Below are 13063 nucleotides of genomic sequence, written 5' to 3'. Positions count from 1 at the left end.
TTATGAAAATTGCTGTTGATGCAATGGGTGGAGATAATGCTCCCCAAGTAATCATTGAAGGGGTAGAAGAGGCACGAGATCTATACCCCGACCTAGAATTTGACCTTTATGGAAATCCTGATAAGGTTAAGCCCTTAATAAAAAATAATGAGCGGCTTAATATTGTTGCTACCAGTGAAGAAATTTCAATGGGTGAAGAACCAGTCCGGGCGATTCGACGGAAAAAAGATTCGTCAATTGTTCGCGCAGCAACCGCAGTTAAAGAAGGCAAAGCTGATGCCTTCTTTTCTGCGGGAAATACTGGGGCAATTTTGGCGGCAGGACTCTTCATTGTTGGCCGTATTAAAGGAATTGACCGTCCTGGCCTCACTAGTATTTTGCCAATTGCCAAACCGGGTGCTAGTCGACACAATTTTGTCTACCTTGATACTGGTGCAAATGCGGAAAGTAAAGAGAAAAATTTGGAACAATATGCCTACCTTGGTAAATTCTATGCCGAAAATGTGTTGGGAGTTGCTAATCCCCGGATTGCACTATTAAATAATGGTGCGGAAGAAGATAAGGGTGACAAATTGCATAAAGAAGTGTGGCAAATTCTTAATAGCAAAGCTGATCTGAATTTTGTTGGTAACATTGAATCCGGTGACCTTCTTTTTGGTAAAGCAGATGTTGTTGTAAGTGATGGATGGACGGCAAATGCAGCCTTGAAGGCTACTGAAGGAACCGCCAAGATGATGATGACGTTAATTAAAGATGGAATCTTACATGGTGGTCTCCGTGCTAAGTTAGGCTACCTCATGCTAAAGCCAGTCTTCCATCAAATCGGCCAAAAAATGAATGCTTCAACTTATGGTGGTGCAGTCTTATTAGGACTTAAGGCCCCAGTTGTTAAAACTCATGGAGCTTCTGATGCTTTAGCAGTGAAAAATACAATTAGTCAAATTAGAACGATGCTCAAAACGGGTGTGATTGAAAAAACAGTTGAATTTTTCGATAACACCGAAAATCTAGACAATTCTAAGAAAAACGAATAGAATAAGTAGCGAACTAGTAAAGAGAGGTTAATAATAATGGCTGATAATAAGAAAACAGAAATCTTTAATAAGGTTTCAGAAATTGTTGCTGACCATTTTGATGTTGATCGGGCTAAGATTACTGATGATTTGAACTTAAAGACAGATTTGGATGCTGATTCAATTGATTTTGTTGAATTTGTTCTCGAATTAGAGGATACGTTTGGCGAAGAAATTAATGATGAAGATGCTGAAAAGTTAAGTACGATCGGTGAAGTTGTTGATTATATTGCAGAACATACTGCTAACTAATCGAACTGTTTAATTATTAAGGTAGAAAAGTAAGGGGCTGAGAAAAGGCGAAAGTTTTTTCACGGCCTTTAATTTTTTTGAATATTATTAAATTTACCTGCGGAATAGCGGGTTGTTTAGTATAATAGGCCTTAGACATTTTTTATATTTTTAAGTCAAAAACGAAAGGAATTTTTTATGATCGAAGAATTACAAGACTACCTGGCCAAGGAATTTAATATTCATTTTGATAATCCTGCTTTATTAGCAGAAGCTTTTACTCAAGCTTCATATGTAAATGAACATCCTAACCAAGGATTAAAATATTACGAACGGATTGAATTTCTTGGCGATGCTGTGTTGGAACTGATCGTTTCAGAATATATTTATAAACGTTTCCCTGAATTGCCACAGGGAAAACTTACCCGCTTAAGAGCGGCAATGGTATGCGAGGATAGTTTTTCTAAATTTGCCAAGGAATGTCACTTTGATCAATACATTCGCTTGGGGCATGGTGAGGAAATGGCTGGCGCAAGAGAACGTCCAGGCCTGCTATGTGATATATTTGAGTCATTTATTGGGGCTCTCTATTTAGATCAAGGTCGGCCAGCAGTTGAAAAATTTGTACAACGAGTTATCTTTCCTAAACTTGATATGGGCTGGTTTGATCATGCTGTTGATGCCAAGACTAGTCTTCAAGAATTTCTTCAGCGTGATGGTGACATTGCCATTGAATATCATTTAGTGGAAGAAAGTGGAACAGAAAATGACCCTGAATTTAAGGTGAACGTTACCGCTAACGGTGATATTATCGGTGAAGGAAAGGGTTCATCAAAAAAGCATGCTGAAATGCAAGCAGCACAACAAGCACTTGATAATATGAGAAGTAAAAATAAATAGTAAGTAGGAATAACTGATGCAATTATTGTCTTTAACTTTGGACGGCTTTAAGTCCTTTGCCCAAAAAACAACAATTAAATTTGAACCCGGGATGACAGGAATTGTTGGTCCGAATGGTAGTGGAAAGAGTAATATTATTGAGGCTATTCAATGGGTAATGGGTGAACAGTCGGCTCATCATTTACGGGGTGATCGGATGGCGGACGTTATCTTTAATGGGTCGTCAGATCGCAAACCCTTAAACCGGGCCTTAGTATCGATTACGCTAGATAATAGTGATCATTACTTAGCTAGTGAATTTACTGAACTTACCATTACTCGAAAAATATACCGCAACGGTGATAGTGAGTACTTAATTAATGACCAAAACGTTCGCTTAAAGGACATTACAGACTTGTTTATTGATTCTGGGCTAGGTCGGGAATCCTTTTCCATTATTTCCCAGGGACGAATTGAAGAGATCTTTAACGGTAAACCGATTGATCGACGAGGAATTATTGAGACTGTTGCGGGAGTTGCGAAGTATAAGAAAAATAAAGAAACGGCTGAAAAGCGACTTACTACGACAATGGAAAACCTTAACCGGGTAAATGACATTATTAGTGAGTTAGAAAAGCAAATTGAACCCCTAGAAGAACAAAGTGCGATTGCTCAAGATTACTTGGAACAAAAGAAACAATTTGATGTGCTTGATCGGACACAAACAGTTCGTCGTTATGATGAATACTATGAAAAGTTAACCAAGTTAGGTGCCAAACTAGATCAAGCAGAAGCAATGGTAAGGGACTACCAAGGACAAGCGGGTCATGATCGTCAGCAGCTTGATGATTTGAAACGAAAGCGCCAACAACTAAACGCAACCAAGGATCGGCTCCAAGCAAGCATTTTAAAACAAACGGAGGCAATTGCTAAGTATGAGAATCAGCAATCAGTTTCTAGTGTTCGCCGCGAGCAGCGTGAAAATGAGCAGCGGCGGTTAACTGCCCAACAGGCTGAACTCAATGCACGTTTAAAAGAGGTTAAGGAAAACCAACGGACAAATGACGAGCAATTATCTGAACAAAAAGCGCTGATTAATGATCAGCAGGCTGAGTTCAAAGCAGCCCAAAAAATGAGTAGTACTGAGCGAATCGCTCTCCTGAAACAGCAAGTAGAGGATTTGCGTAACAAACAAGTTAGCCTAATGCAAGAAAGAACGACAATTCACAATCAGCAATCTTTCCTGTCACGTAATCATGAACAGGCAATGAGTCTTCAACGACAAAATGTCGAGGAACTTGATGCCACTAAGAATCGACTTGCAGAAATTAATCAAGCATTTGCCCGTTATCAACAAGAAGCTGCCATTACTAAGGAAAGTCTGCAGGATGTCAGCAAAAAATTAAAAGCGGCTCAAGATCATCATGAAAAACTTAATTACGCATACCAAACAAAACAACGTGATTGGTATGAAGCATTAGGAGATGTGCGGTCACTTAAGTCACGGATTAACACTTACCAATCAATGGCCGATGAATATAGCGGTTATTACCGGGGCGTTCAAGAGGTTCTTCGTCAACGACAGCAATTCCCTGGATTAGCTGGAGCAGTTAGCGAATTATTTGATGTTCCTGCCAAGTACACGCAAGCGATTGAAACAGTCTTAGGAAGTCAGCTTCAGCAATTGGTTGTCGATCGGCAGGCTACTGCCAAGGTAATTATTAACTTCTTGATTAAGACACGTGCTGGCCGGGTAACTATTTTGCCTCTTGATACACTTAGTCACCGGCGTCCATTAAGTATTTGGCCGCAACTAACAGGTCTTCCTGGTTTTTTAGGTCGGGCAACGGAACTTATTGGGTTTGATCAAAAGTTTCAAATCATTGCTGACCACTTACTAGGAACAACAGTTATTGCTGATAATCTTGATCATGCGACTGAGATTGCCCGCGCAGGCCGTCATATGGTACGGGTAGTAACTCTTGACGGTCAGTTGATCAATGCTAGTGGAGCGATGACTGGTGGAGCTACCCGTAATCAACGAACAGGACTCTTAAGTCAAAAGCAAATGGCTAAGCAACTAGAAGGCGACCTAAAAAACCAGGAACAGCGTGCAGCAAACTTAGAGCAAGAAATTGCTAAACTACAACAAGCGCAAAAGGCTAATGAACAAGTAGTAGCTGATTATCAGCAACAAATTCAGACTTTACAAGATAAGTTTCATGAGCAAGAAAGTAATTGTCAGTTAATCTCAAGTAAGCATGAGACGCTTACTAATCAGGTACAGATTTTAGAGACGCAAAATAAACAGCAAGATACTCAACATCAGGATTACGAATCACGAGTTCAACAAAATAATGAACAAGCTGATAAAGTAAACCAGGAATTGACGCAGGTTGTTGCAAAGATTAAGCAAATTCTCACTCAAATCGATGAATTACAGAATGATGAGTCAACTCAGGCAAGACAATTAGCACAAATGCAACAGAAAATTGCAGTGGCTGAAGAACGACTTCAACAATATCAACGCCAAAGTCAAGATTATAACCGGCAACGGCAAGAAGTTGAGAAAAGTTTAGAGAAGGTTACGATTGCGATTACTGAGTTAACAACTCAATCGGCTAGTCAATCAACAAGTGAGGAATCGATAGAGACAGCCCTAAAAGTTGCTAAAAAAGAGCAGGCAGAAGCTAAAGTGCAACTGGAAGATAATGCAGCTGTTCTTGCAGAACTTGAGCAAAAGCTATCACAAGCCGAAGCACATTATAACCGTCTGCAGGAACTTCAGCGTGCGGCCCTTGATGATCGCAATAACCTAAATGAAGAGCGCGTGAAGTATGAATCAATGGTTGATCAGGCTCTTAATCGATTATCTGAGCAATATTCCATGACCATTGATGAGGCCCGCCAACAGATGAGTGACTTGGACGAGGAGACCTTGGCGACCCGGTTAAAGCTATTAAAGCGGGGATTGGATGATCTTGGTCAAGTTAATGTGGGAGCAATTGATGAATATGAGCATGTTCGTGAACGATACGATTTTTTAAAGGGCCAACAAGACGACTTACTTGCCTCTCGGGCTCAACTTAATCAAACGATGGGTGAGATGGATACTCAAGTAAAGAAACGGTTTATTACGACATTTAATCAGGTTTCACAGAAGTTTGATGAGACGTTCCAACAAATTTTCTCTGGTGGTCATGCTAAACTCATCTTAACTGATCCCCATGACTTATTAACAACTGGGGTCGATATTATGGCCCAGCCACCAGGAAAGAAAAATCAGCGTCTTTCATTATTATCAGGTGGGGAACGAGCATTAACGGCGATCACCTTACTATTCGCTATTTTAAAAGTCCGCCCAGTTCCATTTGCGATTCTTGATGAACCAGAAGCAGCCTTGGATGAGGTCAATGTACAGCGTTTTGCGCACTACCTCAGCAAATTTGGTGCTGAAGGTCCACAATTTATCGTTATTACCCACCGAAAGGGAACGATGATGGATGCTGATGTGTTGTACGGGGTAACAATGCAAGAATCAGGGGTTTCAAAGATGGTATCGGTGGACGTTGTTGATACTTTACAAGAGAGTGATAATTAACTAATTTAGGAGGCTTCAAGTATGGGATTATTTGACATTTTCCGCCATCATAAGAAAAAAGAAGAGGAAAAAACGCCTGATAGTTCAAGTGCGGCTGTTCAATCTGAAACAGCTCATAAAAATGAATCAGCAGATGTGGCGAGTGCGGCACCAGCTTCTGCACCAGTTCATTCGGAACCGGTAAATATTCCTCCTGCCGATAGTTATGAGGACAATATTAATCCGAATGAAATCCGCGAAACACTCCGGAACGGGGTTGAGGAAGAAAAAGAAGAGGAGACTAGTGAGGAAAGTCGCTCAGAAGAATTAGCAGACTCGAATGTTTCTGAAGTACCATCATCTAGTACTCCTGATGAAACTGTTTCCGCAGAAGGACCATCTTCTTCCAATATGGTTGAGACTGAAACGGCCAGTGAATCGACTGAAGAAATAACTGCACCTGTCACAGAAGAAAAAACAGTTGAAGAATCAGTAATACCAACTAAGGAGAAAGCAACAGAAGATTCCTCGGCTGCTGAAGAATCAAATACGGCTGACGATTCTGAAAAAAATGATGTTGATGAGGAACAACAACCTTCTTCTGAAGCAGAAGCGGATCAAGAAGCTGAAACGGTTAAGAAATACGATCGGGGGCTTGAGAAGTCCCGAACAGGCTTTGGAGCACGATTAAATAAGTTCTTGGCTAATTTCCGACATGTCGATGAAGATTTCTTTGATGATCTTGAAGATATGCTGATTGAATCTGATGTTGGCTATGATATGGCAATGAAACTTAGTGATGAATTACGGGAAGAAGTAAAACTGCAAAATGCTAAGAGCAAGCAGGATGTTTCAAACGTCATCATTGAAAAAATGGTCGAACTTTATGATGAAGCTGGTCAAGATGAAAATCCTGACTTAATAATGGCAAAGGAAGGCCCGACTGTTATTATGTTTGTCGGTGTTAACGGCGCCGGAAAGACAACAACGATTGGTAAGATGGCGGCTTTATTTAAAAAGCAGGGTAAGAAGGTCCTCTTGGCTGCTGCTGATACATTTCGAGCTGGGGCCACTGAGCAATTAGATGTGTGGGCAAAACGTGACGGTGTTGACATCGTTACAGGACCGGAAAACGGTGATCCGGCTGCCGTTGTCTTTGATGCAGTAAAACGGGCAAAAGATGAAAATTATGACGTCTTGTTCGTTGATACTGCAGGCCGTCTCCAAAACAAGGTTAACTTGATGAATGAATTAGCTAAGATGAAGCGAATCCTTACTCGTGAAATCCCAGATGCGCCTCATGAAGTACTGTTGGTCTTGGATGCAACAACTGGGCAAAATGCTCTTAACCAGGCTAAACTATTCAAAGAAAGTACCGATGTAACGGGGATTGTCTTAACAAAACTAGATGGAACTGCTCGGGGAGGAATTGTCCTTGCCATCCGTAATGAACTCCACTTACCTGTTAAGTATGTGGGACTCGGTGAGAAGGTAGACGACCTCCAGAAATTTGACGCTGGTGACTTTGTTTATGGCCTGTTTAAGGGGTTAGTCGAAGTTGACTAGGCAGGTGTGACGAAATGGAAATTGAAAAGAATTATCGGATAAATTCATTATTTGAGTTTTACCAACCCTTATTAACCAAAAAACAAAACGATTATTTAGAGCTTTATTACGGGGATGACTACTCATTAGGCGAAATTGCCGAGAATTTCCATGTTAGTCGTCAAGCTGTATATGATAATATAAAGCGCACAGAAAGTATATTGGAAGATTACGAGGCCAAATTGCATTTGTATGCTGAATTTCAAGTTCGTAATCAACAGGCGGATCGAATTCAACGATACGTCCGAGAAAACTATCCAGACGATGCAACGCTCAATCACTTAGTAAATCATCTGGAAAGCTTGGAGGAAGAATAAAATGGCATTTGAAGGTTTAACAGATCGTCTGCAAAAGGCGATGGAAAAATTACGACGCAAGCCCAAAGTTACGGAAGCCGATCTTCGCGAAACGATGCGTGAGATTCGGCTCGCCCTTTTAGAAGCCGATGTTAACTTTAAAGTTGTAAAAGACTTTGTAAAGACCGTGCGGGAAAAAGCGGCCGGGGCGGAAGTATTGAAGGGGTTAAATCCAGCCCAACAAATCGTTAAAATCGTTAATGATGAATTGACAAAATTAATGGGAGAAGAAGCGGTTCCTCTTAACAAAGCATCGCATATTCCAACTATTATTATGATGGTTGGTCTTCAAGGGGCAGGTAAAACGACGACTGCCGGTAAATTGGCATTACGGTTAAAGAATGAAAATCACGCACGGCCAATGTTTATTGCTGCCGACGTTTACCGTCCCGCCGCTATTACTCAATTACAACAAGTTGCTGATCAGATCGATGTTCCCGTTTTTGAAAAGGGGACGGACGTTGATCCAGTTGAAATTGTTCGTGAAGGGATGGAAGTAGCTAAGAAAAATCATAATGATTATGTCATTATTGATACTGCTGGTCGGCTCCAGATTGATGAACAATTAATGGATGAGCTTGCAAACATTAAAGAGCTAGTAAATCCGAATGAAATTTTGCTTGTTATTGATTCGATGACTGGTCAAAACGCAGTAAATACGGCTCAAGGGTTCGATGACAAGCTTGATATCACTGGGGTTATCTTAACTAAGTTAGATGGTGATACTCGTGGTGGTGCTGCCATGTCAATCCGGGCAGTTACGGGTAAGCCGATTAAATTTGTTGGTGAGGGTGAAAAAATGGAGGATCTTGATGTCTTCCACCCTGACCGAATGGCTTCACGGATTTTGGGTATGGGGGATATGATGACCCTGATTGAAAAGGCCCAAAAGAATTTTGATGAAGAACAAGCCCAAGAAACAATGGATAAAATGCGTGAAAACACATTTGACTATAATGATTTCTTGGCCCAAATGGATCAGGTTACCAAGATGGGGCCGTTGGAAAACATTATTAAGATGATGCCGGGAATGGCTAACAATCCGGCCTTAAAGAATCTTAATCTGGACCCTAAGCAATTTGCTCATATCCGGGCCATTGTTCTTTCAATGACACTAGAAGAACGTGAAAACCCTGATTTAATGAATCCTAGTCGTCGTCGTCGTTTAGCTGCCGGTGCAGGACGGCCAATTGTTGAAGTTAACAGGATGATTAAGCAATTTAATCAAATGCGTAAGATGATGAAGCAGGTTACAAATGGTAACTTCAATGGAATGCAAAATATGTTTGGTGGACAAATGCCAGGTGGGAAGATGGGACAAATGGCAATGAACCGCATGGCACGAAAGATGAAAAAAGACAAGCAAAAGCGAATTAAGAAGCTTCGTAAATTACGAAAGAAAAAATAATTTCAAAAAATTTAAGCCTGTCAAGAAAAAATACTTTACATTCTATTTGAACACTGGTATATTATTACCTGTTAAAAGAAATCAGGGAGGTGCAAAGAATGTCTGTTAAAATTCGTTTAAAGCGCATGGGTTCAAAGAAGCGTCCATTTTACCGGATCGTTGTAGCTGACTCACGTGCCCCACGTGATGGTCGTTTTATTACTTCAGTAGGTACTTACAACCCATTGACTACTCCTAAGGAAGTCAAGTTTGATGAAGACGCTGTTATGGAATGGTTACAAAAGGGTGCTCAACCTTCAGATACTGTTCGTAACATGCTTCAAGCAGCTGGCGTTATGAAGAAGTACCACGAAGCAAAGTACGCTAAGAAGTAGTGATAATCAGTCATGGCTGAGACAGATATTGAGTCGTTAATTCGTAGTTTAGTTATTCCGCTATTGAAGCAGCCACAGGCATTGTCAATTACCCAAAAGGACGATGGACGTTATCATCGTTATATAATTGACGTTGCTCCCAAGGATGTTGGCCGTCTAATTGGTCGACAGGGACACGTTGCCGCAGCATTGCGAACAATAGTCGAGGGTACTCAATCTCGACGGGCTAACTCTAAGCGAGTCCGGTTATTGATTAATGACCATCGTCACTAAATTTAAAACTCCCACACTAATCTGTGGGAGTTTTTGTCTTTTCAGGAGGAATTTATGGAATATTATAATGTTGGTAAAATTGTAAATACTCATGGTGTTCGCGGAGAAGTGCGCGTATTAGCAACTACTGATTTTATTGATGAACGATTTGCCAAGGGAAATACCTTATACCTACAACAATCAGGAGAACCTTTACCCTTGACAATCGAAAGTACTCGGCAACATAAGGGCTTTGTTCTTGTTAAGTTTGTTGGCTACGATAATATCAATGATGTTGAACAATTCCGTGACCACGAATTAATGGTCAGTGCTGATGATCAACAGCCCTTAGACGATGGTCAATATTACTACCACCAGATTATTGGATTAGACGTTGAAACAACAGATGGTCATTATCTAGGTAAAATTAAGGAAATTTTATCCCCTGGTGCGAATGATGTTTGGGTAGTTGAACGTCCAGAAAAACGAGATTTGTTATTACCGGTGATTGATGATGTCGTCAAAAACGTTGATCTTGATAAGAATCTTGTAACAGTCGAATTAATGGAAGGACTTGAATAATGAGGATTGATATTTTAAGTTTATTTCCCAACATGTTTCAAGCAACAATGGGGGAATCCATTATCGGTAAGGCACAAGATAATGGCTTTATCGATATTAATGTGACCGATTTTCGTCAATACACTACCGATAAGCATAATCATGTTGACGATGCCCCATTTGGTGGGGGAGCGGGGATGCTTCTTCAAGCGCAACCAATCTTTGATGCAATGGATGCAATTCATGAACAAACAAAGGATCAATATTCAAAGGGGCGAGTTATCTTAATGGATCCCGCAGGTCGAAAATTTGATCAAGCCTACGCCAAAGAGTTAGCCCAAGAAGATCACTTAACATTTATCTGCGGTCATTATGAAGGATACGATGAGCGAATTCGTAATTTAGTCACTGATGAAGCATCCCTTGGTGATTATGTATTAACAGGTGGGGAATTAGCAGCGATGGTTATGATTGATGCTACTGTCCGCTTTGTTCCGGGTGTCCTAGGAAATATGTCTTCACCAATGGGAGATTCATTTAGTAACGGTTTATTAGAATATCCGCAATATACACGTCCAGCAGATTTTCGGGGGATGAAGGTACCAGAAGTTCTTACAAGTGGAAATCATCAAAAAATTAAGGAATGGCGGATGCGTGAATCGCTACGACGGACTCTTCACCGCCGACCAGATCTTTTAAAAACCGCTAAACTCAGTCGGGAACAACAATTAATGTTAGAAGATATTAAACTGGATGAAGATCCAACAGTTCCAGACTAAGGTGACGTGAATGAAAAAATTAATTAAACGATTATTTCTTAAGCAAAATCCACGTGTTTATGAAGAAAAGGATGCGCAATTAACTCCTAGTTTACGAACCAAGGATTTAATTGGCTTAGGGACAGGGATGGTAGTCGGAACAGCTATCTTTACCTTACCGGGAATTGTTGCAGCTGAACATACCGGTCCCGCAGTTCCATTAGCCTTCATTGTAGCGGCAATTGGTGCGGGACTGTCGGCATTGGCCTATGCAGAAACGTCTTCAGTATTGCCTTTTGCTGGTTCCGCTTTTTCTTGGATTAATGTTTTATTTGGTGAATTCTTTGGCTGGATTGCTGGCTGGGCCCTTTTAGCTGAGTATTTTATTTCAGTCGCCTTTGTTGCGTCCGGGTGGTCAGCCTATATGCAAGGCTTTCTCGGCAGCTTTGGGATTAATTTGCCACATGCTTTAACTGGTGGCTTTGATCCACATACAGGGTCTTATATTGATATTCTGGCAGCCTTTGCAATTTTAATTGTTGGGATTTTAATATCTCGAGGAGTCCATCAGGTTAGTCGAATTGAAAATACTATTGTTAGTGTAAAGCTATTGGTCATTTTAATGTTTATTGTTGTAGGCGCAACGGCAATTCATCCCCAAAACTATGTTCCATTTCTTCCGGCCCATCAACCAGGTACCACTTTTGGGGGCTGGCAGGGAATCTTGGCCGGGACTGCACAAATCTTTATTGCTTATGTCGGCTTTGATGCGATTGCGGCTAATACAGCCGAAACAATTAACCCGCAAAAAACAATGCCGCGAGGACTAGTCGGGACGTTACTCCTGGGAACGGGCTTCTTTATCGCAGTTTCGCTCGTATTAGTGGGGATGTTTAAATATAGCCGTTATGCAAATAATGCGGAACCGGCAGCTTGGGCGTTAAGACAGTCTGGACACTATATTACGGCTAACTTGCTTTCCGTGGTTGCGATTGTTGGTATTTTCTCCGCATTAATTGCCATCCTCTTAGCTTCCTCTCGATTGATCTATGCCTTTGGACGAGATGGATTATTACCAGAGTTGCTGGGACAAATCGATGATAAACATGTTCCTAATCATGCATTATGGATGATTACTTTCTTGGCCATGATTTTGGGTTCTGTCTTCCCATTTACGTTCTTAGCAACCCTTGTTTCTGCGGGAACCTTGGTCGCATTTATCTTTGTTTCCCTGGGAATTTATGCCTTGCGTCCGCGAGAAGGGGTAGACTTACCCGAAGCCCAGTTTAAGATGCCATTATACCCCGTACTTCCAGCAATTTCGGCAATCTTTTCGGCCGTAATCTTCTGGGGGCTAAATACTGATGCGAAAATTTTAATGGTTGGTTGGTTTGTGTTCGGCTTGTTAATTTACTTTATCTATGGGATTCGTCACTCGATCATTAATAAAGAAACTCACTAATTTATCCTTGAAAGACGGCCGAAAACAATGTATAGTAGTTATTGGCTGTTTAGCTGTGAATAACGGTATTCCGCTGCCCGTCATAAAGGACATGAATGTCGGCGAAAGGAAAGAAATATATTATGCGTCAAAACAAGTTAATCGAAAAGATTACTGCTAGTCAATTACGGGATGATATTCCAGAATTCCGTGCCGGTGATACTGTTCGTGTTCACGCTCGGATCGTTGAAGGTTCACGTGAACGTATTCAAATGTTCGAAGGTGTTGTTATCAAGCGTCATGGTTCTGGTATCAGTGCTACTTACACTGTACGTAAGATTAGTAACGGTGTAGGTGTTGAACGTACTTTCCCAGTTCACTCACCACGTGTTGACAAGATTGATGTTCTTCGTTACGGTCGTGTACGCCGTGCTAAGCTTTACTACTTACGTGAACGTACTGGTAAGGCTACTCGTATCGCTGAACGTCGTCGCGACAACTAGTAGTGCAGAACCCTTGTGTATCAAGGGTTCTTTTTTTGTTTT

General features: G+C 41.1%; 13 protein-coding genes. All 13 read left to right on the top strand.

The features are described from left to right. Positions 1–2: 2 nt before the first annotated feature. The 13 genes from plsX (at position 3) to rplS (ending at position 13021) form a co-directional block, all read left to right on the top strand. On the top strand, positions 3–1034 hold the full coding sequence (gene plsX, locus H5R88_RS06325) for a phosphate acyltransferase PlsX (RefSeq protein ID WP_182577886.1): 1032 nt from the start codon (positions 3–5) through the stop codon (positions 1032–1034). A 36-nt stretch (positions 1035–1070) separates the two neighbouring features. Next, on the top strand, positions 1071–1325 hold the full coding sequence (acpP, locus tag H5R88_RS06320; protein WP_003663823.1) for an acyl carrier protein: 255 nt from the start codon (positions 1071–1073) through the stop codon (positions 1323–1325). A 177-nt stretch (positions 1326–1502) separates the two neighbouring features. After that, the gene (gene rnc / locus H5R88_RS06315; RefSeq protein WP_182577885.1) at positions 1503–2204 is read left to right on the top strand and encodes a ribonuclease III; all 702 of its coding nucleotides are present in this window, start codon (positions 1503–1505) and stop codon (positions 2202–2204) included. 16 nt (positions 2205–2220) lie between these two features. Then, positions 2221–5784 (top strand): chromosome segregation protein SMC, encoded by a 3564-nt coding sequence (gene smc / locus H5R88_RS06310; protein ID WP_182600552.1) that lies wholly within the window; start codon positions 2221–2223, stop codon positions 5782–5784. Positions 5785–5805: 21 nt separating this feature from the next. Next, on the top strand, positions 5806–7329 hold the full coding sequence (ftsY, locus tag H5R88_RS06305; protein WP_182600551.1) for a signal recognition particle-docking protein FtsY: 1524 nt from the start codon (positions 5806–5808) through the stop codon (positions 7327–7329). Between the two features lie 14 nt (positions 7330–7343). Next, on the top strand, positions 7344–7685 hold the full coding sequence (locus H5R88_RS06300) for a putative DNA-binding protein (protein ID WP_003663818.1): 342 nt from the start codon (positions 7344–7346) through the stop codon (positions 7683–7685). A 1-nt stretch (position 7686) separates the two neighbouring features. Continuing rightward, positions 7687–9132, top strand: coding sequence for a signal recognition particle protein (ffh, locus tag H5R88_RS06295; protein ID WP_182600550.1), 1446 nt, complete (start codon positions 7687–7689; stop codon positions 9130–9132). Positions 9133–9230: 98 nt separating this feature from the next. Continuing rightward, positions 9231–9506 carry a 30S ribosomal protein S16 gene (gene rpsP / locus H5R88_RS06290; RefSeq protein ID WP_003663816.1) on the top strand — a complete coding sequence of 92 codons (276 nt, stop codon included), beginning with the start codon at positions 9231–9233 and terminating at the stop codon, positions 9504–9506. Positions 9507–9518: 12 nt separating this feature from the next. Beyond that, positions 9519–9779 (top strand): KH domain-containing protein, encoded by a 261-nt coding sequence (locus H5R88_RS06285; RefSeq protein WP_182600549.1) that lies wholly within the window; start codon positions 9519–9521, stop codon positions 9777–9779. A gap of 54 nt (positions 9780–9833) precedes the next feature. After that, positions 9834–10340, top strand: a complete 507-nt coding sequence (gene rimM, locus H5R88_RS06280; protein WP_182600548.1) for a ribosome maturation factor RimM — start codon at positions 9834–9836, stop codon at positions 10338–10340. After that, positions 10340–11098 (top strand): tRNA (guanosine(37)-N1)-methyltransferase TrmD, encoded by a 759-nt coding sequence (gene trmD / locus H5R88_RS06275; protein WP_003663813.1) that lies wholly within the window; start codon positions 10340–10342, stop codon positions 11096–11098. Before rimM ends, trmD begins: the two co-directional genes overlap by 1 nt. A gap of 10 nt (positions 11099–11108) precedes the next feature. After that, the gene (locus tag H5R88_RS06270; protein WP_182600547.1) at positions 11109–12539 is read left to right on the top strand and encodes an APC family permease; all 1431 of its coding nucleotides are present in this window, start codon (positions 11109–11111) and stop codon (positions 12537–12539) included. A 122-nt stretch (positions 12540–12661) separates the two neighbouring features. Next, on the top strand, positions 12662–13021 hold the full coding sequence (rplS, locus tag H5R88_RS06265; protein ID WP_182577879.1) for a 50S ribosomal protein L19: 360 nt from the start codon (positions 12662–12664) through the stop codon (positions 13019–13021). Positions 13022–13063 lie beyond the last annotated feature (42 nt).

The sequence above is a fragment of the Limosilactobacillus agrestis genome (assembly GCF_014145585.1).
Taxonomy (GTDB): domain Bacteria; phylum Bacillota; class Bacilli; order Lactobacillales; family Lactobacillaceae; genus Limosilactobacillus; species Limosilactobacillus agrestis.
Note: the sequence above shows the minus strand (reverse complement) of the source record. Positions and strands in the feature narration are given on the sequence as shown.

Excerpts from the sequence above, each read along its gene's own strand:
- rimM (WP_182600548.1), top strand. The coding sequence starts at position 9,834 with ATGGAATATTATAATGTTGGTAAAATTGTAAATACTCATGGTGTTCGC.
- rplS (WP_182577879.1), top strand. The coding sequence starts at position 12,662 with ATGCGTCAAAACAAGTTAATCGAAAAGATTACTGCTAGTCAATTACGG.
- acpP (WP_003663823.1), top strand. The coding sequence starts at position 1,071 with ATGGCTGATAATAAGAAAACAGAAATCTTTAATAAGGTTTCAGAAATT.
- rpsP (WP_003663816.1), top strand. The coding sequence starts at position 9,231 with ATGTCTGTTAAAATTCGTTTAAAGCGCATGGGTTCAAAGAAGCGTCCA.
- smc (WP_182600552.1), top strand. The coding sequence starts at position 2,221 with ATGCAATTATTGTCTTTAACTTTGGACGGCTTTAAGTCCTTTGCCCAA.
- H5R88_RS06270 (WP_182600547.1), top strand. The coding sequence starts at position 11,109 with ATGAAAAAATTAATTAAACGATTATTTCTTAAGCAAAATCCACGTGTT.
- H5R88_RS06285 (WP_182600549.1), top strand. The coding sequence starts at position 9,519 with ATGGCTGAGACAGATATTGAGTCGTTAATTCGTAGTTTAGTTATTCCG.
- rnc (WP_182577885.1), top strand. The coding sequence starts at position 1,503 with ATGATCGAAGAATTACAAGACTACCTGGCCAAGGAATTTAATATTCAT.
- trmD (WP_003663813.1), top strand. The coding sequence starts at position 10,340 with ATGAGGATTGATATTTTAAGTTTATTTCCCAACATGTTTCAAGCAACA.
- ffh (WP_182600550.1), top strand. The coding sequence starts at position 7,687 with ATGGCATTTGAAGGTTTAACAGATCGTCTGCAAAAGGCGATGGAAAAA.
- ftsY (WP_182600551.1), top strand. The coding sequence starts at position 5,806 with ATGGGATTATTTGACATTTTCCGCCATCATAAGAAAAAAGAAGAGGAA.
- H5R88_RS06300 (WP_003663818.1), top strand. The coding sequence starts at position 7,344 with ATGGAAATTGAAAAGAATTATCGGATAAATTCATTATTTGAGTTTTAC.
- plsX (WP_182577886.1), top strand. The coding sequence starts at position 3 with ATGAAAATTGCTGTTGATGCAATGGGTGGAGATAATGCTCCCCAAGTA.